18 protein-coding genes and 3 pseudogenes are annotated in these 26,381 nt (G+C 37.5%); 10 read left to right on the forward strand and 11 right to left on the reverse strand.

Features of this window, described 5'->3' with window-relative positions; genetic code table 11:
• Positions 1-121 precede the first annotated feature (121 nt).
• The 5 genes from PHO71_RS01990 to PHO71_RS02010 all read right to left on the reverse strand — a co-directional run bounded on the left by PHO71_RS01990 (position 122) and on the right by PHO71_RS02010 (position 7,595).
• Positions 122-1,312, reverse strand: a complete 1,191-nt coding sequence (locus PHO71_RS01990; protein ID WP_300198153.1) for a hypothetical protein — start codon at positions 1,310-1,312, stop codon at positions 122-124.
• 36 nt (positions 1,313-1,348) lie between these two features.
• The gene (locus tag PHO71_RS01995; protein ID WP_300198155.1) at positions 1,349-4,063 is read right to left on the reverse strand and encodes a TonB-dependent receptor; all 2,715 of its coding nucleotides are present in this window, start codon (positions 4,061-4,063) and stop codon (positions 1,349-1,351) included.
• Between the two features lie 197 nt (positions 4,064-4,260).
• Positions 4,261-5,592 carry a mechanosensitive ion channel domain-containing protein gene (locus tag PHO71_RS02000; protein WP_300198159.1) on the reverse strand — a complete coding sequence of 444 codons (1,332 nt, stop codon included), beginning with the start codon at positions 5,590-5,592 and terminating at the stop codon, positions 4,261-4,263.
• A complete protein-coding gene (locus tag PHO71_RS02005; RefSeq protein WP_300198162.1) occupies positions 5,589-6,704 on the reverse strand; it encodes a DUF4435 domain-containing protein in 1,116 nt (371 codons plus the stop codon). Before PHO71_RS02005 ends, PHO71_RS02000 begins: the two co-directional genes overlap by 4 nt.
• 33 nt (positions 6,705-6,737) lie before the next feature.
• Entirely contained in the window at positions 6,738-7,595 is an 858-nt protein-coding gene (locus tag PHO71_RS02010; RefSeq protein ID WP_300198165.1) for an AAA family ATPase, read from the reverse strand.
• Between the two features lie 94 nt (positions 7,596-7,689).
• Here PHO71_RS02010 and PHO71_RS02015 point away from each other — a divergent pair, with 94 nt between their 5' ends.
• The gene (locus tag PHO71_RS02015) at positions 7,690-8,607 is read left to right on the forward strand and encodes a DMT family transporter (protein ID WP_300198168.1); all 918 of its coding nucleotides are present in this window, start codon (positions 7,690-7,692) and stop codon (positions 8,605-8,607) included.
• A 182-nt stretch (positions 8,608-8,789) separates the two neighbouring features.
• Here the strand turns inward: PHO71_RS02015 and PHO71_RS02020 are convergent, their stop codons facing one another.
• The gene (locus PHO71_RS02020) at positions 8,790-9,878 is read right to left on the reverse strand and encodes an acyltransferase (protein ID WP_300198171.1); all 1,089 of its coding nucleotides are present in this window, start codon (positions 9,876-9,878) and stop codon (positions 8,790-8,792) included.
• 260 nt (positions 9,879-10,138) lie between these two features.
• A pseudogene (locus PHO71_RS02025) lies at positions 10,139-10,744 on the reverse strand (helix-turn-helix domain-containing protein); the annotation flags it as partial.
• 306 nt (positions 10,745-11,050) lie between these two features.
• Here PHO71_RS02025 and PHO71_RS02030 point away from each other — a divergent pair.
• Genes PHO71_RS02030 through PHO71_RS02050 form a run of 5 tightly spaced genes read left to right on the forward strand, consistent with a single transcriptional unit; the run spans position 11,051 to position 15,153 of the window.
• On the forward strand, positions 11,051-12,715 hold the full coding sequence (locus PHO71_RS02030; RefSeq protein WP_300198174.1) for a carboxymuconolactone decarboxylase family protein: 1,665 nt from the start codon (positions 11,051-11,053) through the stop codon (positions 12,713-12,715).
• 8 nt (positions 12,716-12,723) lie between these two features.
• A complete protein-coding gene (locus tag PHO71_RS02035; protein WP_300198177.1) occupies positions 12,724-13,212 on the forward strand; it encodes a cupin domain-containing protein in 489 nt (162 codons plus the stop codon).
• A 6-nt stretch (positions 13,213-13,218) separates the two neighbouring features.
• Positions 13,219-14,466, forward strand: coding sequence for a DUF418 domain-containing protein (locus PHO71_RS02040; protein ID WP_300198180.1), 1,248 nt, complete (start codon positions 13,219-13,221; stop codon positions 14,464-14,466).
• Between the two features lie 38 nt (positions 14,467-14,504).
• Positions 14,505-14,759, forward strand: coding sequence for a hypothetical protein (locus tag PHO71_RS02045; RefSeq protein WP_300198183.1), 255 nt, complete (start codon positions 14,505-14,507; stop codon positions 14,757-14,759).
• Positions 14,713-15,153, forward strand: coding sequence for a hypothetical protein (locus PHO71_RS02050; RefSeq protein ID WP_300198186.1), 441 nt, complete (start codon positions 14,713-14,715; stop codon positions 15,151-15,153). The genes PHO71_RS02045 and PHO71_RS02050 overlap by 47 nt, the downstream gene beginning before the upstream one ends.
• Positions 15,154-15,450: 297 nt before the next feature.
• Here PHO71_RS02050 and PHO71_RS02055 read toward each other — a convergent pair whose 3' ends face one another.
• Positions 15,451-16,593, reverse strand: coding sequence for an SEC-C metal-binding domain-containing protein (locus PHO71_RS02055; RefSeq protein ID WP_300198189.1), 1,143 nt, complete (start codon positions 16,591-16,593; stop codon positions 15,451-15,453).
• 183 nt (positions 16,594-16,776) lie between these two features.
• Between PHO71_RS02055 and bla the strand changes: the two genes are divergently transcribed.
• Complete coding sequence (bla, locus tag PHO71_RS02060; protein WP_300198192.1) at positions 16,777-17,661, forward strand: class A beta-lactamase, subclass A2; 885 nt, start codon at positions 16,777-16,779, stop codon at positions 17,659-17,661.
• 25 nt (positions 17,662-17,686) lie between these two features.
• Positions 17,687-18,223 (forward strand): annotated as a pseudogene (locus PHO71_RS02065) (GNAT family N-acetyltransferase); the annotation flags it as partial.
• On the opposite strand, the gene PHO71_RS02070 reads toward PHO71_RS02065, so the two are convergent.
• On the reverse strand, positions 18,221-19,486 hold the full coding sequence (locus PHO71_RS02070) for an amidohydrolase family protein (RefSeq protein WP_300198198.1): 1,266 nt from the start codon (positions 19,484-19,486) through the stop codon (positions 18,221-18,223). The pseudogene PHO71_RS02065 and the gene PHO71_RS02070 sit on opposite strands and share 3 nt — an antisense overlap.
• A gap of 189 nt (positions 19,487-19,675) precedes the next feature.
• Here PHO71_RS02070 and PHO71_RS02075 point away from each other — a divergent pair.
• Both PHO71_RS02075 and PHO71_RS02080 read left to right on the forward strand, forming a co-directional pair.
• Positions 19,676-20,041: pseudogene (locus PHO71_RS02075) on the forward strand (GNAT family N-acetyltransferase); the annotation flags it as partial.
• Between the two features lie 51 nt (positions 20,042-20,092).
• Positions 20,093-20,626: a hypothetical protein gene (locus PHO71_RS02080; protein ID WP_300198642.1), complete on the forward strand. Its 534-nt coding sequence runs from the start codon at positions 20,093-20,095 to the stop codon at positions 20,624-20,626.
• A gap of 108 nt (positions 20,627-20,734) precedes the next feature.
• Here the strand turns inward: PHO71_RS02080 and PHO71_RS02085 are convergent, their stop codons facing one another.
• Positions 20,735-23,455, reverse strand: a complete 2,721-nt coding sequence (locus PHO71_RS02085) for a hypothetical protein (RefSeq protein WP_300198200.1) — start codon at positions 23,453-23,455, stop codon at positions 20,735-20,737.
• Positions 23,449-26,154, reverse strand: a complete 2,706-nt coding sequence (locus PHO71_RS02090) for a hypothetical protein (RefSeq protein ID WP_300198203.1) — start codon at positions 26,152-26,154, stop codon at positions 23,449-23,451. The genes PHO71_RS02085 and PHO71_RS02090 overlap by 7 nt, the downstream gene beginning before the upstream one ends.
• Between the last annotated feature and the right edge of the window lie 227 nt (positions 26,155-26,381).

Below are 26,381 nucleotides of genomic sequence, written 5' to 3' on the forward strand. Positions count from 1 at the left end.
TAGGGAAAACAAAACCTTCATTTTTTTACTGTAAAAAAAATGGTAGAAATCACATAAATGACTTCTACCATTTCATTCAAAACTATTTTAATAGTTTAATATACTACTGGTCTTTTTAGAGTCAATGAGCTAAAGTTGGAAAAGCATAATTTGTCCAGTCAAACACAGAAATAGTGGCACCGGTAGAAGAATTATTTGACATCACATTAGCTGTACCGTTAAGTGTTTTATCATGTATTGTAAAAGTTGAAGCTAAAGTATAAGTAATAGATGATGTCATATTTCCTTCCCCTTTACTATCAGTCATATCAATCAAATCTTGCGTGCCTCCCGTTCCGGCAATCAGCGCATTCAGAATAGTAGCTTTTGCTCCACGGCGGATTTTAATCACATCCACCATACGGTCTATTTTATTCTGTGTATCCGCTGCATTGTTTACGATTGTCATATTTTCGACTGTGAAATCCGCTTGCCTAAGGTGGTCTTCACCATCACCATCAAGATTTCCATCAGCCTCAATTCCACGAGGATCATCTTCTGTACTGGTATAACGATTCTCCCAAATTCCATAGCAGTTACTCAATTTGCCACTATATCCTTGTGTAAAGTCGAACATATCATCATCCGGATTCACTGCCAAAAGATTAGTAACATTAACCGTACCACCAAAAAATTCGATAGCATCATCTGCACTTTCCAGAATATAAATATTATCAATTTTTGTTCCGTTGCCAACACCATTCAAAGTCAATCCATTATGCTCGATATTTTCAGTAGAACGTGCACCGGCATAGCAGATTTTGACATAAGTCATTGAACCGGAATTGTCGTTAGTAATGCTACCACCATACTTATAGTCATTATTAATCTCAGTTAATCCCATATCACTGCCATTTTGACTAATGCCGGAAATTGGAGCCTTACCATTAATAATCACTCCTCCCCAATAACCGGAAGTTGGCTGAGTGGCGTTTGCAGTAAAAGTAATTGGTTTTTCTTTTGTACCATTTGCATAAATTCTACCACCCTGTGCAACCAATAAATAGTTACCGAAACCTTGTTTGGCTTTAATTGTCGTTCCTGCCGGAACAGTCAAGACTCCTCCGTCTGCAACAATAAGAGAACCATCCAAATAGTATTCTTTAGCTTCCAGAGTTTCACTTCCTGTCAGTGTTCCTCGCAATGTATTACCATTGACAACAATTGAACTGGCAGGTTTATCACTATTACTTTCATCACTTCCACAAGAAGTCAATGTTAAAATCATTGCTACAACAGCAATTGACATAAAATTTAAAAATAGCCTTTTCATTTCCTTAAAAATCAAATTAGTTATTACTGATACAACTTAGAATGTGCACGACAATCCCAAGCTAATATTTATTCCTTTTTTATAATCACCCAATACAATCCTCTCTCCACCTTCATTTGCCTTACGAACTAATTTATGTGCAGGATTCAACAAATTTCGTGCTTTCAGATTAAGGGAAAGGTGCTTATTCAGTTTTGCCTGTGATACAAAATCAAGTGTAACCAAACTATTCTCCATAATATCCTGAAAGCCTTGAGTACCTATAGTATATACTTTCTCACCAATATAGTTCAGGATTAAAGTATTTACAAAACTACAGTTACCATTTGTATAATTATAAGATAAATCGAAGTTAGCAATCCACGGGGCAGCACCCTCTAATTGAGAACCTGTAGTAACGGTAGCCAAAGGCATTTTGGCATTCGTATAAATATAAGAACCGTTCAGCCCAAAAGAAAGACGATTCCCCCCATTAGCATTCGAACCTACCGGACGAGTAAAGATATTCTTACGTACTTCTATTTCCGCTCCTGCTACAGTTGCGTGGTCTGCAATATTTTCATACGAAAGATATCCACCAGCACTGGCTACCTCTATTCGTGAAATAGGATTCTTAATAAATTTATAAAAAGCAGTTAATGATATCAATTCAGTAGGTGTCGGATTAAAATCCCACTTCAAATCTATATTATAATTATCCGAAGGCTTTAGTTTTGCATTACCCTGACTACTAAAATTAACCCCGACATAGCGATAAGGCGAAATTTCTTTCGACTGTGGCAATGTATATGTCTTGCTTGCTCCCAGACGCAGGGAATTCTTCGCATTCAGATTATATTTCAGATTCAGGCTCGGCAAGAAATAATTCTTCTCAATCTTATTAGAACCTTTCGAGCCACCTTTATTTACATCATAGTCTACCTGTATGTCAATATTGTCATATTTGATTCCTACATTAGCCATCCAGAGAGAAGAAAATTGATAAGTTGCTTCGGTATATAATGAATGAATATACTTTTTCACATCATATTTATCAATATTCTTTTGTAATCCGAACATTCCATTCGAATAATTTTCCTGTGTATAGTAATCATCCAACATAATATCTGTCAGCGAAGAAAAATGACCGGGGGTATATGTCGGCATATTATATTCCGTCGATTCAAAATTATCATCTACTATTCTTCCTACATATCCTAAACGGATATTAGAAATTTCCTCTTCATTATCCTTCAGGCGATATACAAATCCTGTTTTTACATTCAGATCTCCTTCATTCAAAGAAGAGAAATAACGTTGCTGTGAATTTCCGCGAAGTAATGAATAACCATCTGCTGACTTTGTTATATTGTTGATACGTCGATCGGGTTCATTACCATTTACCAAGTTATAAGATATTCCGGCATCAAAGCTCAAATCTTTTGTCAGCCCCCAATTCGTCATCAGTTGATTGACAAGCAACCAATTATCATTTGTTTGTTGCCGACGGGTAAAGCCAATATTTCCCTGATCATCATCAAAAATAGAGTTCTTACCGTCATAATCTCCTACTGATTGTGTATTGGCATGTATCATCATAAAATTATAACTTATGTGATGTCGGTTCTGCATATCATAGTCCACATTTGCTAATGCTAATTGGCTTATATTCTCAGCATACTTTTTACCAACCATATCTTTATAAATCGTACCACTGGTAGTTGTATTACGTATGGCTTCTTCTGTGTACTGATAAACCGTTGTATGTCCAGCAGTAACAAAGAACGAAAGAGGATTTTTATCTTTTCCCATATAAAAGCGTTTTCCTCCCGATACACTATAACTCCGGTTTATCTGAAGATTTTGTTTTGAGGGGTCTAGCTTATTCTTAAAATCCCAACTATTTTCATTAACAGGTTGTTTATTGTCAGCCAATCCCATAAAATTAACACCATCCATCTTAAAGAAATCAGCTGCTACAGTTTGTGTATTTAAGCCACCGGAAACACCTATGTTTATATTCCGACTGCCAATCAGCTCTTTAGAAACGATATCAATAGTTGCTCCCCCCACATCACTACTACTAGCAGCACTAAAAACTTTATTGACCCCTACGGACTGAATAATATCCGTACCAAAAAAATCGAGAGAAATATTTTTGTATTCCGGATCTTCCGAAGGGACGGCAAAACCATTGAAAGTAGTTGAATTATAGCGGTCTCCCAAGCCCCGTACAAATACGTTTTTTACACCTTCCTGTTTGGATATCCCGGAAACTTTCGTAACTGCTCCTTCCGCATCTGCAATTCCTTTACGTGAAAGCTCCTTAACTCCGACAGATTGCACAGCAATTACTGCTTTTTGTTGTTCAAGTAATAACATATTTTCATTTTCACGGTTCTTTTTAGCTACTACTACTACGTCAGAAAGTTCTAGTGCATCCGTTTCCAATTCCAGATTCAGAATGACTAACTTTCCATTCTCAACACGTACTTTACTGCGCACTTCAGTTTTGTATCCTACATATTTTATTTCAACATCATACATACCTTCCAGAACTCCCATTCCATTCAGTTCAAAATTGCCTTCTGTATCTGTAACAGTTCCTGCATGAGTACCAACCAATCGTATGGTAGCTCCAATCAGAGGTTCTTTAGAAAGTTTATCCTTTACGGCTCCTTTAATCTTGATATTAGCAGCTAAAGCAGGAATTGCACACAATAGGCAAAACAAAGCTGCAACGGAAAGTCTAATAAGAAATAGTTTTTTCATCGAACTTTACTATACGTTTTAATTACGGCAGCAAAGGTATGGGGGTGGCATTACAGAAATAATACAAATAAAATACAATAAATTGAAATAGCTGTTTCAGGTTTGTTGCATACTTGCCAAAAAACTTGAAACAGCTATTATATTATAAATCAGCTATAAATATATATACTATATATAAATAAGAAGTTAAGGTCTTTTCAGTCTGAATTATTGATCCTTAATTGCCTCAAGTCTTCACCAGAAGGATTTTGAAAGACTCTTAAACCAAATTCAGGAATAATAGCCAGTACATGGTCGAATACATCAGCTTGCACTCCTTCATAAGGAACCCAGTCCTTAATAGCAGAGAAGAAATATAGTTCCAACGGAATTCCGGTCGAGGTTGGTTGCAGTTGGCGAACCATACAAGTCAGCTCCTGATTAATAGTAGGCAAACTTTTCAGATAGCTGACCAGATAAGCGCGAAAAACCCCCAAATTAGTTTGGCGTCGTCCATTCACTAATATAGAATTATCTATATGATGCTCCGCATTATACTCTTTCACTACTTTCTCCGTCTCGTCAATATAATCTTTCAATAACTGGATTTTCCGGCATTTTTCCAACATCTCCGGCGTACAGAAACGTACACTACTCATATCTATATTAATAGAACGCTTCACACGTCGTCCACCTGATTCACGCATTCCTTGCCAATTCTGAAAAGAATCACTAACCAACAAGTAAGGAGGAATTGTTGTGATTGTATTATCCCAGTTACGTACTTTAACAGTATTCAATGTTACTTCAATCACTGTACCATCCGCACCATATTTCGGCATAGCAATCCAGTCACCTACTTTCAGCATATTGTTAGCGGAGAGCTGAATACCTGAGACAAATCCCAGAATTGTATCTCTAAAGACTAACATCAGGATAGCAGCGGAAGCTCCCAAACCTGTCAGTAATACTGTCGGGCTTTTATCAATTAGAACACTCACAATCACAATAGCCCCAATAAAGAAAATAGTCACCTGAGCTGTCTGCAATAATCCTTTCAACGGCCGATCCTTAAATTGTTCCCGTTCACTATATACATGGTAAACAGCTGCCAGAAACACACTGATAAAACGAAGAAAGACAGCTATGATATAAATCAGGCAAATACGTCGCAAGAAATCAAGTAGTTCTGATTCGGTATGCTCGGGGAATGCTAAAGGAATCGCTAAATAAATGAATATCGGTGCTACCATACGGCTAATATGTATCATCACTTTATGGTCAAATACAACATCATCCCAGGTTGCTTTAGTTCGTTTCACCAATTTGGCCACTGCCCGCAAAATAACATGGCGACAAATTACGTTGGATAATAATGCTACACCGATAATTAACAATAATAAAATCCAATTATCTACTTTATTTGCCCAAGCAGTATCTACTCCGATAGAAACCAGACTATGATTTACCTCCTGCATCATCGCATTAGTGGTTTCTTGTATACCTTCATTTTTTGTAACCACAGTCAATGTATCTACTATCACTTTCATATATTACTCTTATCTTCTTTTGATAAATAACCCTGGATATCCTGTCTCAGCCACTCATAATGGAGCAATCTCTTATAAGCAACATTCTTTTTCAACATTATCTCCACACTGATCTGGCTGTTCTGATAACAAGTCAATTCGTTTCTGAATTGTTCATCATGTCCTGCCAGACGTTTAATTTCCTGTTCCCGCTCCCGACGTAGCACTGTGCAGACGGGAATCAATAATTTCATCACCACATTGTCCATCACATGATGTCCCTGCATATACAAATAAGTCGTCTCGGGAACTAATCCCAAATTTTTCAGTTCAGTCTGAAGTCCGTTTACATCGTTTATATTAAGAGAAAAACGTTTTTTCAGTTCAAAAAGTTTCTGATCTACTCTGCGTTGCAATGCTTCTAAACTATTCTCCGGATGTCTGAGACTAATCTCACGCAAAGAAGTACAGGTATGAAAATCGTACATTGGAAATGTATAAGTATCCTTTTCACGATAGAACCATACATTCCATAAAAAAAGCGGATAAACAATTTCGGAATACCGTTTCAGATAAGCATTGAAATCAAATATAAAACGGTCATTGAGCGTTGCTTGCACACATACCTCATGCAAACTTTCTGCAAAGCAATGGTAGTTTTCAATAGCATACGTATATGTCTGGAAAATATATTTGTTACGGTTAATTTTACGTGAAGTATTGGTTGCTCCTTGTAGCAAGAAATCATAATCGCTATCCACACACGCAATCAGACTTTTCCCTAGTTCTGATGTATTCAGAGTATTCATAAGTACCATTTTTTTCCCTTTAGCCAATGAGGTTGCCGATGGAAGCATCACTTGAAAATAATGCTCATCATCTTCAAATTCCTCTAAAAGAGTACGCCAGAAGGCAACATCGTCATAACTTTCCACATAGGCAATAATGCGGCGACGTGCTTTCTTTGAATAAAGTTTATGCGCTGCACTGAAATAGGAAGAAGTCAAAGAATCAACAAGCCTAGCAGGATGCTGAGGTTTATTTCTATCCGATCTTACTTCATCTTTCCGCAAAGAAGAGTAAGCAGAATAATACTTACGGTCTGTGTTACTTTTTACACTATTGCTATTCATATTCTATATGTGTTCTATACAGAAAAGATTAGTTCATCCCTTTTTCTTATGAAGAGGAGACATTGAGTCCGCCATCTCAGCAATGTCACTCACTTCCGTCACAGCATCCAACCAACCTTCCATAACAACAGCAGGTGAATGAGTTGTCAAAATAATCTGTACATTGGGATTCAGTTCTCGAATCATTGAAATCAGTTTCTGCTGCCACTCAATGTGCAACGAAGCTTCCGGCTCGTCCATGAAAAGTACACAGTGACTATTATCTTGCACAAGCACTGTCAGCAAGATTACCAGCATTTGTTTTTCTCCGGAAGATAATTTATAAGGAAATAGCAATTCGCTATCCTGATAAAAAGCGATATCATTCCGTTTACGATCTATTTTTTTACGGGTATAACTGAAAAGGTCATCAATCATATCCTGAAAACGACGCTTCGCAACAGATAACGTGGTTGCCCTCCGGCGTTGTTCTTCATCATCGCTGGAAAGGAGTTCAATCATTTCATTCCCTATATTGACTTGATAATCAAGATAGCGACGCTGTAACAGATAAAGTTGCCAATCCAATTCGGATTTCACATTCTTGTCTGCCATCTTTGCAGTAAAGTCACCCATTATCAGGGGACGGTCATAGCTGCGGATTACATCATAAGGGATGTATGTTGCATCAGGATTATCAAAGAATAGATGTACTCCGTTTTTTTCATCACTCTTTATCTCTCCTGAAAGCTGATCCAGATAATCTACCGAACGATTGAGAATCGTTGTTTTCCCGACACCATTGATACCGGAAAGGATATTCACATCGGGACGTAGGTCCCAGGCTATATCAAATCTCCCCCAGAGACCCTGTATCTCAATACGACGGATATAGTTGGCTTGTTGTTCCATAATATTCCACTTTAATCAAGGCAAATATAAACAAATCAAATGATAAATTGGTTACCTTTGCAGCAGTTTTCAATAAAGGTAACAATTAGACGTTATGAATAATAACAAGAATCTGCAAGGCCATCTGTTTGCACTCACGGCAAATGTTATGTGGGGATTGATGTCTCCTATCGGAAAATCGGCACTACAAGAGTTTTCGCCCATTTCAGTAACTACTTTCCGCATGGTAGGTGCGGCGGCTGCATTCTGGATTCTTTCTATCTTTTGCAAACGGGAGCATGTAAGTCATCGTGATATGCTGAAGATATTCTTTGCTTCTTTATTTGCCTTGGTGTTCAATCAGGGAGTTTTCATTTTCGGACTTTCTCTGACATCCCCCATCGACGCTTCAATTGTTACCACGACTTTACCGATTGTGACGATGATTGTAGCTGCTGTTTATTTAAAAGAGCCAATTACGAATAAGAAGGTTTTGGGTATTTTCGTAGGAGCAATGGGAGCTCTTATTCTTATTATGAGTAGCCAGGCTGCAAGTAATGAAGGCGGAAGTATTATCGGTGATTTACTCTGTCTGGTGGCACAGATAAGTTTTTCCATTTACCTTACCGTATTCAAAGGATTAAGCCAGCAATATTCAGCAGTAACGATTAATAAATGGATGTTTGTCTATGCTTCCATATGTTACATCCCCTTCTCATATTATGATATTTCCACTATCCAATGGGCTATTATTCCGACTATTGCCATCTTTCAAGTACTCTATGTGGTATTAGGCGGTAGTTTCCTGGCCTATCTCTGTATCATGACTGCTCAAAAATTACTCCGCCCAACAGTAGTCAGTATGTATAATTATATGCAACCTATTGTAGCTACTATTGCCGCCATCATTATGGGGATTGGAAGCTTCGGTTGGCAGAAAGGAATTGCAATAGCACTTGTATTCTTGGGAGTATACATCGTTACACAGAGTAAGTCAAGAGCCGATTTCGAAAAGGCAGGAAAAGAATTGTAACTTCACCATCGTGCAAAATCTATTTTCCAAAGGAAAATTTCTCTCATAAATTCATAAAAATCTCTAGATAATAAAAATCTTACCGTACATTTCTATTTAAAATAATACCGGTGAAAAGAGAGATATTATTCTCTTTTCACCGGTATTATTTTATTAATTATTTCCGTTCCGGATATTTATATTTATCCTATAATCCATTTACTACCCGGTATAAATGAGATAATCTTCGTCGTTACATAACAGCTGACGAATGTACTCACTGCAATGCAAGGTATAGCGGCAACTGTAGGAAACGCCAGTGTTTGCTTAAACACAGTTACCCAGAATCCGAGCCAGAATATGTGCATAAGATACATACCATAACTGAGTTTGGACATATCTGTTACGAGTCCTGGCGCCTTAGGAAGATTTATACATGAGAACATCAGAAAGGTACCCGCTGTCAAAATTACACAGTTGATAGTACAAAAAGCCCATCCTATTTCTATTACGGGTGTAGAATGAGTTACTCCGGGTATAGCCTGAACATAGAATGAGTAGATAGTCCATACAGCACCAACGACCATTGCAATAAGCCCTATAGTGAAACGTTTGGAACGGTCCCATGTAAGATGTACACGTATATAATGTGCTAATACAAGATATCCTAAGTAACCAGAGAAGTACCACAACATATGATATTCGTTCCAAAAACATTGTCCCCACACTTCACCGCACCACCGATTGAGATATGGCATACACGTTGATATCAGAAACAGTGCTATGAAAAAACGTTCCTCTTTGGCCGTGGCCTTACTCAACCATGGAGATATTATAGGTATGAATAGATAAAGACTTATTAAAGGATACATGAACCATAGATGTCCGGCCTGTGAGGGAAAGTTCAGAAATATTCGCGATAAATCCGTAAATGATGTTTCTCCATCTATCTGTCCCCATAACAGTGGTAGGGTGCTATATAGTATCATGAATATGAAAAATGGTGGCAGAATGCGGATACACCGCTGACGATAGAATTGCCATGAGGTCTGTCCCTCCTTCATCGGCACAAGAAGATAAGCAGAGACAATCATGAACAATGGTACTGCCATACGTGAGAAACCATCGTACACAGCCACCCACAGACGTTCAGCTTCACTTGCCAGATAAGATTGCGGTCCCGCCATATCTGTAGATCCGGCAGCACCGTAAAAGTTTTCACTGGCGTGAACAACTATGACGAGGAAACATGCAAACACGCGTACATAATCTAAAAAAACAATACGTTTCATTTTTTGAGTTTTCTAGTTGGTAATTAGTAATAGTAAAATTATTTAGTTTTGTCCTTTTTATACATTTATGACGAAAATATTTTGTGGATTTTTCCAGTTACTGCATTATTTTGAGTACAAAGATAAAGAAATATTTTATTTTTTGATAGATTTAGTTTCTTGATACAAAAATAAAACTTCCTGATTTAAAATTGTATCAATAAAGTGGGGTAAGCAAAATAATAGAAAGCTACCGAATTTTGCTATCATTCGTAATAACTTTAATTCAAACTTTTATATTCATCATTAGGAGTTATGCCTGCAACTTTCTTGAAAAGACGGCTAAGATGACGTGGATATTTAAAGCCCAGTATATATGCGATTTCACTTACTGAACGGTTACCTTCAGTGAGTGTTTTTTTTGCCCGTCCAATAATAACTAACTGGATATATTCCTGTACCGATTTTCCAGTTTCTTTGTTGATCAGATCACCAAAATAATTTGCAGATAAATCCAACTCTCCTGAGCACCAAGCCACAGAAGGTAAACCAAATTGTTGAGGTTTCTCCGAATCGAAATAGTTGTTTAACAAATTCTCAAAGCGGCTCAAAAGATCATGGTTTACAATCTCACGCCTCACAAACTGGCGGTCATAAAAACGTACGCAATGATTTAACAAAACTTCTATATTAGCTGCAATTATCTGTTTACTGTGCTTGTCGATGGCATGCTCTAATTCCTCTTTAATTTCATGAAAACAGTTGACGACTATTTGACGTTCGCGTTCTGATATATGTAAAGCTTCGTTTGACTCATATGAAAAGAATGTATATTCTTTCATATGTCTATCAAGTGATGTTCCACCAAACAAATCAGGGTGAAACATTTAAAAGTTCGTTGTAATCTTGAATCGAATTTAGTGTAATAATATCTCTCATATATTCCTTTTTTATTGTTGAATTAACTTTTTGCAAATATAAAAAAGGGTTCAATATAAACTTATAGACCCATAAAATCAGTAATATGGGTTAGCAAATCCGCAACTTGTGTTAATACATTGAATTATAATATATTGAAATCAGTAATATTGGTGTTTGAAACAGTAATTCATCTATGGTCAGAAACTTTTATATGCTCTATCTTTGCAAAACAATTTATGAATGTAGTTGGAATATTATAAAAAATAAAGCCAATGAAAAAGATAATTTTACTAATGCTTACGACTTTCCTCACATTGTCCGTATCCGCAGAAGCAGACCAAGGGATGGATAAGAAACAACCAAACATCATTGCTATCGCCTCACTAACGGGCAAAGGTGAACTTGACAAATTAAAAACGGCATTGGAAGAAGGTCTTGATATCGGAATGACTGTCAATGATATAAAAGAAGTATTGGTTCACACTTATACATATTGCGGTTTTCCACAAACCTTGCGTGGATTACAAACATTTGTTGCTATACTTGAAGAACGCAACACAAGAGGTATCGAAGATGTGCAAGGACGAGAAGCATCCTCTATAACGGACACCCGCACAAAACATGAGCGTGGGCGGGATATTCTCTCTAAAATATCTGGCGTGCCGGCTAATGCTCCCAAAGCCAACTATGCAGTACTGGCATCCGAAATAGAAGTATTCCTTAAAGAACACCTGTTTACCGATGTCTTCGAACGCGACGTACTTACTTATTCCGAGCGAGAGATTGCTACGGTATCTGTATTGGTTGCCATCGGTAGGGTTGAACCAATGATGCGTTGGCACATAAATATCTCTCTGCATATAGGGGTTACTCCCGACCAACTGCGACATCTATTTTCTATCGTAGAGAAACAGATTGGTTGTAGTGAAGCGGATGCCAGACGCATAATATTAAACGAAATACTACAAAATAACGATCTGGTCATAAAACCGGAAACACCTGTAACTAAGATGGAAAATAGCGTAAAAACACAGAAAGTAATTTTTCAGAACCGCTTCCTGATCGATCTAGTTGGCGGCCTCTATTTCCCTGTCTATTTTGATTCCTCGAAAAAATGTGCAGCTATTATCTGCGGTCACCCCTTCGGTGGTGTTAAAGAGCAGACAGCAGGTTTTCATGCCCGCAAACTGGCTGAATTAGGTTATGTTACATTGGCTTTCGATGCATCTTATTATGGAGAAAGTGGAGGCTATCCCCGTCATATCGAATCACCAGAAGTACATATAGAGGATTTCAGTACAGCAGTCGATTTTTTATCTAATCATCCCGCAGTATACACTGAGCAGATTGGTGTATTAGGTATTTGTGGTGGTGGCTATTCCGTCAGTGCAGTGCAAATTGACCACCGTATAAAAGCCGTAGCCACAATCAGTATGTATGATATAAGGCCTGCCAGACGTCAAGGAGTGGGCAATGCCACCACTTACGAACAACGAATGGCAATACTCGATCAAATAGGACTTCAGCGTACAACCGAGTTCGGTGAAGGGGCACGACGTGATATTCGAGCTCTACCGGAGAAAGTAGACACTTCCACCCCACAGTATGCGCTCGACTTGCTCGACTATTACGATAATCCCGCACGTGGCAAACATTCAAACTCTACAGCTTATTATTCTTATACAAGCCTCGGTCCGATGATGAATTTCTTGCCATTTGCACAGATTGAAACCATTTCGCCACGTCCGTTACTCTTTACTGTCGGAGAAAAAGCTGTATCTGCTTATTGCAGTAAAGATGTTTACCAAAAGGCAGCGGAACTCAAAGAACTGCTTGTTATACCAGGAGCAACGTATATCAATTTATACGACCGCCCAGAATATTCAAAGATTACGCATCCGAAACAGGATATTTTTTTCAGACAAAATCTTAAATAATGAGGAATATGAAAAGGAGAGGAATATTATTATTGCTGACAGTAGCTTCACTCGGAGCTTGCTGTAACCAAAAAACGAAAACAGTGCAAACAGCAACACCTGAAGACGAATTTGCCAAAGGCAAACTAATAGCTAATAAGCCCAACTTCACAGGCGATGCATGGCTGCCAATGTTTGTCACGGTAGGCGATTCGATGGACTACACCATCAGCAACGTGACTTTTACACCGGACGTACGAAATAGTTGGCATTCGCACCCCAGCGGTCAGGTATTATTCTGTACCTCCGTCAAAGGGTCTTATCAAGAAAAAGGGTATTCAATTCAATTACTCATGCCAGGTGACGTAGTAAAGATAGCACCGAATGTGTTTCATTGGCATGGAGCAACTCCCGATAGCGAGTTTACACATATAGCCGTAGGCACACAAATATCGAAGGGTCCCACCCTATGGTTGGATACAGTGACCGATGAAGAGTATAATAACTTTATTCAATAAATAAAAATGGAACAAAATAAGATTATTTCAGCCCCTCAAAACCGAATTTATGTGCTCGATGCATTGAGAGGATTTGCATTATTAGGAGTAATTCTCATGCATATGCTGCAACATTTTGGAGTTTTTACCGGTATGCCTGTCGCAGAACCTCAGTTTCCAATGTTGAATACAGCTATTCAATGGCTCTCGCAGCATATAATAATGGGCAAATTTATTAATATTTTCGCATTCCTTTTCGGATTAAGTTTTTTCATACAAATGGACCGTGGAGCTAGAAAAGGAATTGATTTTCGTAAACGATTTGTCTGGCGTATGGTAATTCTTTTTGCGATAGGAATCGTTGGAAATAGTTTTTTTACTGCCGATATTCTACCCATATATGCTGCTTTTGGAGTGATTATGGTATTGTTGTTCCCGCTTAAAAACTGGATATTAATTGTTATTGCTATGCTTTTTCTGATAGGTACCCCTCGTATAATCTCGACAACTTATAGCCGTATGGTAAAAACAGAGCAAACGGTTAATACTCCGCAAATACCGACATTTAATGACTCGAACAGTAACAGAGGAGTCCCTACTACGGCAGAAATGAAAAAACCTTCGTTTTTTAAATCCGCAAAAACCAATTTAACCACCGGATTTGTAAGAAAACTAAATTATCAATTTGGATTAAATGGACGTGGATACATAACGTTGGCTCTTTTTATTTTGGGCTTGGTTGTAGGACGTTTGCGTTTTTTCGAAGGAGTCGAAATAAATAAAAAACGAAACGTACTGCTTTTTACGTTTTTCTCTCTCACAGCCTTTATTCTCAGTTTAATTCCGCTGCAAGAAGTTTCTTTTAGGATGCTTATATCGGGAACGGAGTTATCTCCTGCTATGTTAGCATCTATGGCGCTTAAAGATATACAAACAGTCTTGTTTTCAGGTGCTTTAGCACTGGGATTCATAAGTTTATGCCAGGTAAAGAACATTGGAAAACATCTAAAGACTATCATCCCTTACGGGCGTATGGGATTGACAAACTATGTAACTCAAAGTATCGTAGGTGGAATTATGTTTTCGATGTGGGGATTAGGCAGTATTTTCGGCAGTTGGGGAACAACTGAAGTATTTGTTTTGGGGTTGGTAGTATATATTATGCAAGCCATATTTAGTACCTATTGGTTGAAACATTTCTTATATGGCCCGCTAGAGTGGCTCTGGCGTTCAGCTACCTATCTGAAGATACAACCTTTTAAAAAGAAACAATAATCATCAATGATACAACCTGATTTATACAAAACAATAATATGAAATACAGGATAATAGTAGCATTATCCATTCTGACAGTCCTCACAGAATGTAAGACGCAATGGAATAAACGCGATATGAGCGAATTACTTATAATTAAAGAACAAGGTAGTTTTACTGTTGGAGGTACCATAATACAAAACCCAGAAACTAATGATGCCCTTAAGTTTGATAATTTCAAGCCTCAACCGGAAGGGCAAACATTTCATGGTGACCACGATTATGTGTTCTATCAAATGCCGGATAAAGCTTAGTACCTATTGGGTAGATCAACCCCGCAGAGGAAAAGCAGGGCGAAGTTCTGTTGCTATCATGACGGAACCAATATCTGACGAACAGATGTGGCATGAAATATTCCGTATCGGTATATATCCGAATTACTTCGAAAATGTCCAATTTCCAAAGGGTAAAGTTAGTCTGGAATTTTTTTCCCGTCAAATGACTCCTAACACAAGTCCTTTTGATACAAATGTGGTAACAAGTAGCATGGCAGGACTTTTTGATAAAATAGATTCTGGGATTCTTATTACTCATTCACAAGGAGGCTTGCCGAGTTGGCTTACAGCAGTAAAGAGCTGTAACGTAAAAGCTGTTGTATCCTATGAACCGAGCACATATTTATTTTATTTCCCGAAGGGGACTTCCTGATCCTATAATCGGACGAAACTGTGTGTTAGAGAGAGTGGAAGTATCCATAACATGTAATATGTAACGGTTACTTTTTCTGATAGTGATTTCTTTGATTGATGAAACTATCAGAACAATTAGTTTCTAATATTTAATATTTTGTAATTGCATGTTTTTATTACATCAGCCGTTGTGTAAAATAAAAAGCTTGACTGTACTTCAAGAATAAAATCCAAAAACGGTACTTAAACAGCTATAAAGCTGGTTTAAATACCGTTTTTCCATTTGCAAAAATCGTTATTATATCTTTTTCCTTATTTAATTTTCCCTTCCACAACACTTTTTATACTTCTTCCCACTTCCGCAAGGACAAGGATCGTTTCTACCTGTTTTCTGTTCGGAAAACGTATCACCAAGCATACTGTCTAACATAGTCTGTAGTTCAGGAGTGATATCCATACCAGCGGCTTTAATATAGGGACCGGCAACAATACGGGGAGTTTTTTTTCCCAGTTTATCTTTCACTGATGATGCAAATATCTCTTCAGAGGAGTAACCTCTCAAAAACCAACGAGGACATTCATTGCAATAACTTGTAAATAATTCAATCGCCTTTTGCAGTTCTTTAATAGAAGAAAGTGTATTATGTATCATCGAAGTAATAATATTCATCATATTATCTTCTAATTGAGCATAATACCATAATAATAGTAGCTTAAATTCTGCCAAACTCTCTGTATATCCCAACTTATTTATCATAAATTGTTTAATTTCATCAAAGCAGGAATTAGAAATACATACGACCGGCATCGCACCCGCCAAGAAAACTTCTTCTTTGGTAAATGTTTTCAAACCTATGATATCACGATGCTCATACAGTTTATTATCCAAATCTTCAATCTCCCACAATAATGGAGAATGTATGTAAAGAACGGAGCTATATTTATCTACGATTTCAAAGGTTAAACGTCGTATCAATACCGAATTTGTCAAACTTTCGTTTATTTCATGATCCGTCACAGAATTTCGCAAATGTCCTTTCAATAGTTCCAACATTTTATTATAAGTCATAAGACCATATAAATTCAATATCCCACAAGCATGCTGCTCTACCAAAAAGCGGATTTCTTGTTCTTTCGAGGACAAATATTTAGCGATATCATATGAAATAGCTTCACGCAATTCATCACATATCATATAACGAACTTTACCCCCCTGGCTAAAGTTCCGCTCTACTACAACCAATGACATTACCTCCAATGTCGTTAGCATAAGTCCATCCAGTTCCTCTATATAAGTATCAGGCCCTGCCTTCACTAATTTTTGAAGTAAAATCAATTCATATTGGGTCAATTGAGTTAGCCAAATATTTGGGTTATTCAAAACCGCTTCAGCAAAATACGTTGCATACTCTTCTTTTCGTAGCTTAGAGGGAATAGAAATAAAGAAATTTTTCGCCATATTCTTTAAATCCTCTTTCGTGTTCATCCTTAAACTATCCACCAACTTTATTGATGAGCGAAACTGCTCCGACTTACAACCTATCATAATATCTTATTATTTTATTATCCATCAAATATAAATAAATTTTCTATATTTGTATCGATATTACTAAAAAATAAATTACCACTATTCCAGATCATAATGAAAAAATTTCTTTTTACTCTTATCTTGTCTGGCATAATTTTATCTATATATGCAAAGAACTTAAGTCTTGAGATGCAACTAAAAAAAGCTATTGAAGGAAAAAACGCAGAAATAGGGATTGCCGTCATTATTGATGGGAAAGACACAATAACTGTCAATAATCATACACATTATCCAATGATGAGTGTGTTTAAGTTTCATCAAGCATTGGCTCTGGCTGATTACATGGACAAAAAAGGGCTTTCACTGGAAACACAAATACCAATTGCTAAATCGGATTTGCAGCCGAATACTTATAGCCCACTACGAGATAAGTATCCGCAGGGAGGAATTAAAATGAGTATTGCCGACTTATTACGATACACGCTACAACAAAGTGACAACAATGCTTGCGACATTCTTTTCAACTATCAACAAGGAGGTCCAAAAGCTTTAAACGATTATATTCACTCGTTGGGAATCAAAGATTGCGCCATTGTTGCTACGGAAAATGAGATGCATCAGGATTTAGATTTGTGCTATCAAAATTGGAGTACCCCTCTCGCTGCTGCCGAATTATTGGAGATATTTCGCCGCAAAGCATTATTTGCCCCAAAATATAAAGAATTTATTTATCAAACTTTGATAGAATGTAAAACAGGGCAGGATCGTTTAGTTGCACCCTTAACAAACAAGGGAGTAATGATAGGACATAAAACAGGAACAGGAGACCGTAATGCCAAAGGGCAACAAATTGGCTGTAATGACATCGGCTTTGTACTTTTACCTAACGGACGGTCTTATAGTATAGCTGTTTTTGTGAAAGACTCAAAAGAAAGTAATCAGGCAAACAGTAAGATTATAGCAGATATTTCACATATTGTTTATGAATACATGAAGTAATAATAACCCCAAAAAACAAAAACTCAAAAAAATGAAATCAGAGAATATTGAATCACCTACTCTTCATACAGAACGTTTATTACTCCGTCCTTTTGTTGAAAACGATGCAGAACAAGTTTTCATTTGCTGCCAAAATCCGAATTTAGGAAATAATGCAGGATGGAAGCCACATGAAACGTTTGAAGAATCGAAAGAGATTCTTCAAACAGTCTTTATCGGACAAGAAAATATATGGGCAATCATACTGAAAGAAAAACAGCAGTTGATTGGCTCTATCGGAATTGTCCCCGATCCGAAACGAGAAAACCCACAGGCTCGTATGCTGGGTTATTGGCTCGACGAATTGCATTGGGGACACGGATATATGACAGAAGCAGTACAGACCGTTCTTGAATATAGTTTTACAAAAATAAAAATCAGTCTAATTACAGCAAATTGTTATCCGCATAATGAGCGTTCACAGAATGTTCTTCAAAAAAACGGTTTTATCTATGAGGGAATACTTCATCAGGCAGAACTGATATATAATGGACAAATTTATGACCACCAATGTTATTATTTACTCGCCCGATAACAAAGTATTCTTGTAAATCTGCCCGTTTTTCATTATCATAAGGATATTCTTTTCCGGATTTACCAAGAGGGTAATATCGTCCAAAGGATTACCCTCTACCAGAATCATGTCCGCCCATGCTCCTTCTTCAAGTACCCCTAATTTACCCGGATAAGGATTTCGTGCACCTGAAAGAGCTAGTAACTTTGCATTATTATGAGTAATCATTTTTAAAATTTCAAAATTACTGAACCACTTCTGTAATTTTGAAATTCCCTGATTCTCATTCACTGTATTAGCTGGATTAAACAGCAAATCCGTCCCCCAAGCAAGGTTCACCTTATATTTTTTAGCTAATTGATAAGTCTTGTCCGTACCTTGAACTACCATCTCATGTTTCGCCTGTTGCTCTTTTGTCGGATATGTATTATCTTCCAACGTAAAGGGTTGCATACTCAACCACACTTTTTTTTCTGCAATTAGCTGCATAGTCGGTTCATCAATCAAATGACCATGCTCGATACTTTTCACTCCGGCATGGATAGCACGGGAAATTGCCCTTGGTACATATACATGAACCATCACATAAGTACCGACATCTTCTGCTGCCTTTACTGCCGCATGGATTTCTTCTTCAAAATACTGGGTATCTTCCAAATGGTCGTAAAGCGAAGCTACTCCCCCACCTGTCATTAATTTAATCTGACTGGCTCCCAAACGCAGATTGTTGCGGGCAGCTACCGTAACGGCATCTACTCCATCTGCAATAATCGCAGCACCAATTTCTTCCGTATGTGTCAATCCGCAACAATCGAATGGACGAGGTTCCTCATAAACTGCTCTAAAGTCACCATGACCTCCGGTTTGTGAAATGATACAACCGCTCGGATAGATTCTTGGTCCCAAAAGTATTCCTTCATCAATCGCACGTTTCAATCCGAAAACCGGACCGCCCGCATCCCGAATGGTAGTAAATCCGCGCAACAATGTCCTTCCGGCTTCATGCCCGGCTTTAAACTGCGTATAAGCGTTGTCTGCCGTTAGCAAATCCATCATAGTATTGCATGACATATATGAATGCCAATGAGCGTCAATCAGTCCCGGCATAAGAAACTTACCTTTTCCATCTATCACCATTGCTCCTTCGGGAGAAATCGAAAATTCGGAAATTTTCTGTATATGGCTTCCTTCCACTAAAACATTTCCTTTTGTAATTTTCTCATTTATTCCATCGAAGATTAATACTCCATTAATTAATACAGAGTGATCCATAACTTTTTAATATTGATTTCAGGCAATTAAAACCTATTCATTCTAATTTTGTTCGTCTCTTTAAGGATGATTGACAAATCCAGATATTAAATATCCCTACAAAAAACTATCTTTGCAAAACCAAACAACAAATACTTTATACGGTCACACGAGTTGAACTATAATCCCCCAAAACAAAAAGAAAAGGATATGATTTCCCAACCAACTACACAAGATTATGACGAACTGATTCTGTTATGGGAAGCTTCAGTCCGCAGCACTCATCATTTCCTGACGGAAGAAGATATTCAATATTACAAGCCATTGGTGCGAAAACAATATCTACCGGTCGTAGATTTGTATATCATACGCTGCAAAGATAACCGGATAGTTGCTTTCATGGGACTTAGTGATGAATTAATTGAAATGTTGTTTGTTCACCCAGAGTCACAAGGAAATGGATATGGGAAACTGTTGATTGACTTCGCCGTAAACACAAAACAGATAACAAAGGTCGATGTAAATGAACAAAACGAAAAGGCATTGCAATTTTATCTGAACAGAGGATTTGATGTTATCGGACGTGATGCAACAGACCCTTCCGGTAAGCCTTTCCCAATTCTGCATATGGCTCGCACAACTCCATTCGCTAACCAGCTAAGTAAACGTTTTCATATAGAAGATATCCATTCCTTGATCTATCAGATCAAATATAACAACTCACGTAAAGAAGAACTTTATCAACTGATCTTTGATAAAGACAATTATATATCTTATCAGGCTCTTTGGACATGTAGCCACTTTCCCCCTTCCGAAAGAAAATGGCTGGAAGGTAAACAGGAAGAGCTTATCAATGAAGTTCTACGTTGTCCGCATTCCGGGAAACGGCGAATTCTTTTGCAACTCTTGGAAAAGCAATCTTTTAAAGACGCTTCTAGAGTAGATTTTCTGGATTTCTGCCTGAATCATATGCTTTCCAAACAAGAACCACCGGGTATACAAAGTTTATGTATCAAACTGGCCTATAAACTTTGCCAACCAATTCCGGAACTATTGAAGGAGTTTTGGATGACGATAGAAATAGCTAAAGAAGAACGAATGTCTCCTGCAATTGCCTCTGTTATACGAAACATCTCTAAAAAAATAAAGCTAAAAGATTAGACTACGAAAAGAATATTCTAAAATCTACCTTAAAAATACCCCATTGATATATCTACATGGGTCACATATATCATTGGGGTGTTTTCTAGATGATATGATACTGTTTGTTTATTGTAATTCTTTCAGCGCCTCATTTGCCAGTTTCAACCCCTTCCCTCCTACCGGTCTACGGGCTTCCACCAGTAATTCTTTTCCTCGTTTAAGGTCCCTACTACACCCGAACGCCCCGTAAGCATAAATCATGCCAGCATTATAAAGAGCATACATTCTGTAATCACCATTTTTCTGTAACATCCCGATTTCTTCAAACTCCTTAAGTGCATAATCCACATCTCGTCTTAACCCATATTTTCCTTCTGCATACAAGCAAGCCATATAAAATCTTGCAGGTAAGAAATTCGCCTCCGCTGCATTTTTCATATAAATCAACGCGTTTTTCACAACCTGATCATCCTTGGGATGCTCCAATCCAACACGTCCTGCCATATATCCGCAAACCTTCTTTTTATCACTTGTATACTCACCGATCTTATCCGCAACTCGTACAAAATGGACATAAGCACTGTCTGTTTCCTGCTGTTCCAAATAACAAAAGCCTAATAAATAATTTATATCTTCATCATTTAAGTCTGTTTTATAGTTTGATTTCAAAACCTCTATCGTTTTCTGTCTGTCAGGTTGAACCCCAATCCCTCTAAAGTACATCCAGGCTAATCTTAAACGGTCAGTTGAATAAGAATACTTCGCCTCGTTACGTTTTAATGCATATTGATAAGCAGATATACTATCTTTTTGTGTCATTGCCAACTGGGAAAGAACAGTAAAAATATCTTCGTCACTTTTCCTCAATATATGTATTTTTCCATCCACAATCTCTTTCAACATACAGTATACAGATGCAAAATTCTTTGTCTTGTTCAAGTATTCTCTAATTCCATAGATAAAACCTTGTTGTGCAGAAGCCAACCAATAGGACTTAGCCTTATCCTCATCATTCTTAAGTTTCTGACACAGTCGTCCACAAATATATGAAGCCTTTCCGTCACCTAGTTTTGAAGCCTTGTCCAATGTTGTTAAGACTTCATCTACTTCTGAGTAATCATCTTTATAAGCATATTGAGATAGAACGAGTTCCGTAATAGCCAACGGAAAATTCATCTTTACAGCTTCTTTCATCCAATAAGTATATTCTTTGTTTTCCGTATTTCTTGAATAATTCATAATAGCCCAATTATACATGGCTATGGGATTCCTTTTCTCTTTAAAAACTGTCTTGTACAATGACTTCTGAAATGAAGCATTTGCCGTTTCAATACGTTCGTCAAACCAAGGCGTATCTTTACTGGAAATAACATTTCCCCAAGCCCCCCCATCAGGATATGCTCCCAACCAATTCGCATATCCACCGCCTCCATAAATCTCATAAACTAAAAAAGACTCCCTGAAGTTTTCGGTACAGGCTGGATATTCACTGGTAAGCAGATTTACCGTAACTTTGCTTCTCTGGTATGTATATACCTTCCAAATACCCACAACAAGGAGCAGAATTAGCAGAGATGCACCCACAACCAACTTACGACGTTTCATTTGCCGGGACACTAATTCATCCACCTTACGGTTCACTTCTTCTATATGAAGTTGGTAACCTTTGCTAATGTAATCACGATAAGCCTCAATTGACCCGTTCTTCTTAGCTTTTCTAAACATGAGATTATCAAGCTGTTCCTCTTTCTGCTTTAACTCAGCCAATTTACAACTCACCTTATTGATTTCTTTGGCAAAGTCCTCTTTCATAGGATGAATAGTAGTCAAGAACTGTTCGAGCGAGCGCGTATCATTTCCAGCTACTAATTGCGGGACTTGCTCCTTTATAATCTTTTTCAGTCTCTCCTTTACAGAATCATACTTTTTCGAATCCGGAAAATCTGTCAGGAAGTGAATGTAATGGATGATATGTTCATCGTCTAAGGCATCATAAGCCCTGTTATGCAACATCTCCAATTCACTATCCACTTCAATCCTGTTTCTTTCTCTTACACTCCTCTTCAAGAACTGTCTCAATTCGTGCGGAGTAGGCTTTCCTTCCATGAGTTGTCTGAATTCCCGGTCATCCCTCAATTCTTCTAATCTGTGTACTACTTTACTTCTCCATCTACCGTTCTCATATTTGTCTAAATAACGACAGCACAAGTCTTCCACCAGATTTCCCGATATTATTTGGTTATATAGTCCCTCTTCCTCTGCATAGACACCAATCATTTGACTCAACTCATTGATGATTCTCAACCGTTGCTGATCAAAAAGATATTTCCCATCCTGTCTTTCGAAATTTTCTCTATGATTGCCTACCCCGTCTATTCCCGATCCTTGATTCAGCTTTGAAGAAACCTTATAATAAATATCTTCTAATGAAACCTGTTGTGCCAACTTTTCAAAAATTTCCCGTGGAAGTGCTCCTTCCAAAGCTTTCAAGCCGGGCTTTGACACATTCGAAATATAAACCGGATAAATGCCCAATAGACCTGCCTCATAGCGTTCTACAATATACGGCAGTTCAGTTGTCATTATATAATCATTCTTCCAGGTAAATTCTTCCGAAACCAAAAGCAAAGCGATTGACGAACCATCAATAGCCTCCTTGATGACCTTATCAAAACGCCCGACATTCAAACCTTCCCGGTCAAACCAAAACTCCACATCTTCATCAAGAGCCTTCTGCAACTGGCCGATTAAAGGAGTATGTTTGTTCGGTCCGGTCCGTTCAACAGACTTATCCACATACACCCATTCTGAATTAACATGCCTATAACTAACAAAAATCCTTACCATAGCCATCCATCATATTTATTCCACCATTTGTCATTACTCAACACTAGATTAGCAAGATCCTGATCATCCATCTTCTTCAACAATTCTTCTCCCTTTCTTTTATTGTGAGGGAATCGTTTAAAAGGTGTTCTCCACAAACCATAGTAATACAAACTTCCGAGATTATAGCAACCAAATTCAGAAGCCGGATTATCTTTATCACTAGTCATTGAAAATTCAAAGCATTCTATTGATTTCTGTACATCAAAATACTTCTCAGAAGAATAAAAAATCCCTAACTTATTAGCACACTTCCGGCATCCCATCTTCATTCCTTCATTTAAGTGCATAAGTGTTTTATTTAAATCATTTTCCGAAGCATCTATACAACAACTTATCGCGTAAAGCACCTTCTTACGGAAATCTATATCATCTTTCTTCACTCCTTTCTCAATCGCAGCATTGAATAACCTGAAAGCCTCTTTCTTGTCCGGTTCTCTTCCCCATCCGTGCAAAGTCATATATCCTGCATTATACAATCCTTCCACAGTATTCACTTGCCGCATATAACGTAACGCTTCTACTGTATCCTTCCGTGCCGTACCGACTCCCTGCAAATGCATTGTTGCTAACAATAAATGATACCAATCTTTATATCTATCCATCGAATTTGGTGTCACCCCCAAGCGAGAAAGTGTGTGAAAAGCCAACGAATCTTTTGACAAAGTACGATTTCCTGACAATAAAAGTTTAACTAATGTATAGCCATGAGACTCCTCTTTCTTATTAATTTCAAAAGCCTTATGAAAATAGTCGAGCGCATTCAAGGTATCTTTCTGTTCCAGACAAAGAAATCCTAAATTCCAACAACCCTTATGATGTCCTCCCTCGGCAGCCTTCTCATATAACTTTTCGGCTTTATCCTGTTGTTTTTTTACATAATAATAATTTCCTAAAACCAAAGCAGCTTCAGGAATATTCTTCTGCGCCAACAGTTCCAGTTGTTTCACTAACTCCATCACTTCCACACTATTGTAATCAACATATGGCAAATCCTTATATGGTTTCATAATCATACAAAACTCCGCATATGGTTCATGAAAAGTCAATGCCTTATTCATGTAAAACGCCACACTATCTTCATTATATTGATATCGTCTTGCCAACAAGTAGTAAGCCTTACCGTTTTCCTTTTGAGACAAGCTCCGGTTTATAAGTTTTAGTTCTTCGTTATTTTCCGCTTTCAAGGCATCCCTGATCCACTCATCTCCTCCCAAAGCAAGAGGTGTGTCACTCCAATAATAACGAAAAACATTACTTTCATCAACAGACATAAGATATCGGATAGTCGAATGGTTCACAATCGTGTCGATATTCAAAGTAATCTGTGGCAAAGGATCATAATATCTAGGATTAATCCAAAAACTCCTAGCTAAAAAGTACCCACCAGTACCAACAGTAAACAGAATAATAAGAATAGAGACATAATATTTTCCCACGAAATGTCCTATCCGCTTGTGAATCCCCTCTCTCGGAGTTAGCACACGAATATCTTCTTCAACCTCCATACGGAACGGACAATCAGGATTACGCTCAAGAAAAGTAATCAACCCATACGTCTCTCTTTTAACTTTCGCTAAAATCAACAGATCATTATACTCTGTTCTAAGCTCATTTATATGTTTTTCTTCAATTTGTTTAAGATCCTGTTTGATACTTTCTATGAGTTTTTTTAGTTCTTTTGAAAGGGGTTTTGAAATATCCAACGGGAATTCTTCTAATATCTCCTTTAAATTCAGTTCCGTTTCCTTTCCTTTGATTGCAGCGAGTCGGACCTCCATATACCGCAACACTTCCCGGCACAGATTATTATAACTATCACCTTCCGAATGAATTTCACCGATTTTATGAATCAGTTCACAAAGTTTTCTGTTGTCATTCTCCGGTTTGCTCTGGTAAAGATCAACAACTTTCTTCTCTAGGTCCCTAATACGTTCTTTGGCTAAAGTTACTTTATTGTCATTGTCTTTCCCGCCTTTTCGGGTGACCATTTTTATATAATTCAAATAAGCCGGAATCGTACCTTTCCGTTCCGCATCACTCCAAGCATTCTCTTTCTCTATTTCCTTTTTGATATCTTCTTTTTGTTTACTCACCTGCTCCCGATGCTTTCTATATTTCGAGTTGCTGAGATAAGATTCACAAAGTTTGAGTCGTGTCTGGTTTTCATTATCATTTATTTGTTTATACAAGTCTTCTTCCGTTTTCAGTTCAGTAAGAAAAGAATCTATCAACTCAATAATACAGATACATTCTTTTTCATAAACTGAATCTTTAAAACCAGAAAGCGGATGAGTATTGTCCGGACATATATTATACTCCCAGATCTGTCCGGGAATTCGTTTTCTTGTTACTCTGGAAATCTCGGAAACTAAAATCGGCAAAACCCAGTACTGATAATTCTCATCATTCTCAACAATAACTTGCAAAGCTTTCACGTCGGAAGGATTAAATAGATTATCAGACAGGTAAACAACAACCACATCAGTCATTTGCAGTTTAGCCACCAAAGCCCCGTCTTTATCTTGGTTCGTGGTATAATGGAAAGTAGCTACATCATCAAACCGTTTCTTGATAACGTGGACAATCGAATTTCCATCTTCCTCCGGATTCACCTTCCGATAATCATCTTCATCAAAATAAAAGAGTATATCAAACATGTTTTCAAAGAATTACTACAATAGTTTTCACTCCCCAAATGTAAAAAGATTCTAATAAACAACGAATAATTTACTATAAATTTTTAAGGATAATGCTTAGAAACATAAAACCAAATGGCGAAATCTTCAATAGCTCGTTTCATAGCAACTCAAAAAGAATACATTTGCAGAAAGAAATACTAAAGTGGCAGTAAAAGATCAGATCGATAGTATTATACAAATTATGC

It is taken from the genome of Bacteroides sp. (assembly GCF_028690125.1).
In the GTDB taxonomy this organism is placed as follows: domain Bacteria; phylum Bacteroidota; class Bacteroidia; order Bacteroidales; family Bacteroidaceae; genus Bacteroides.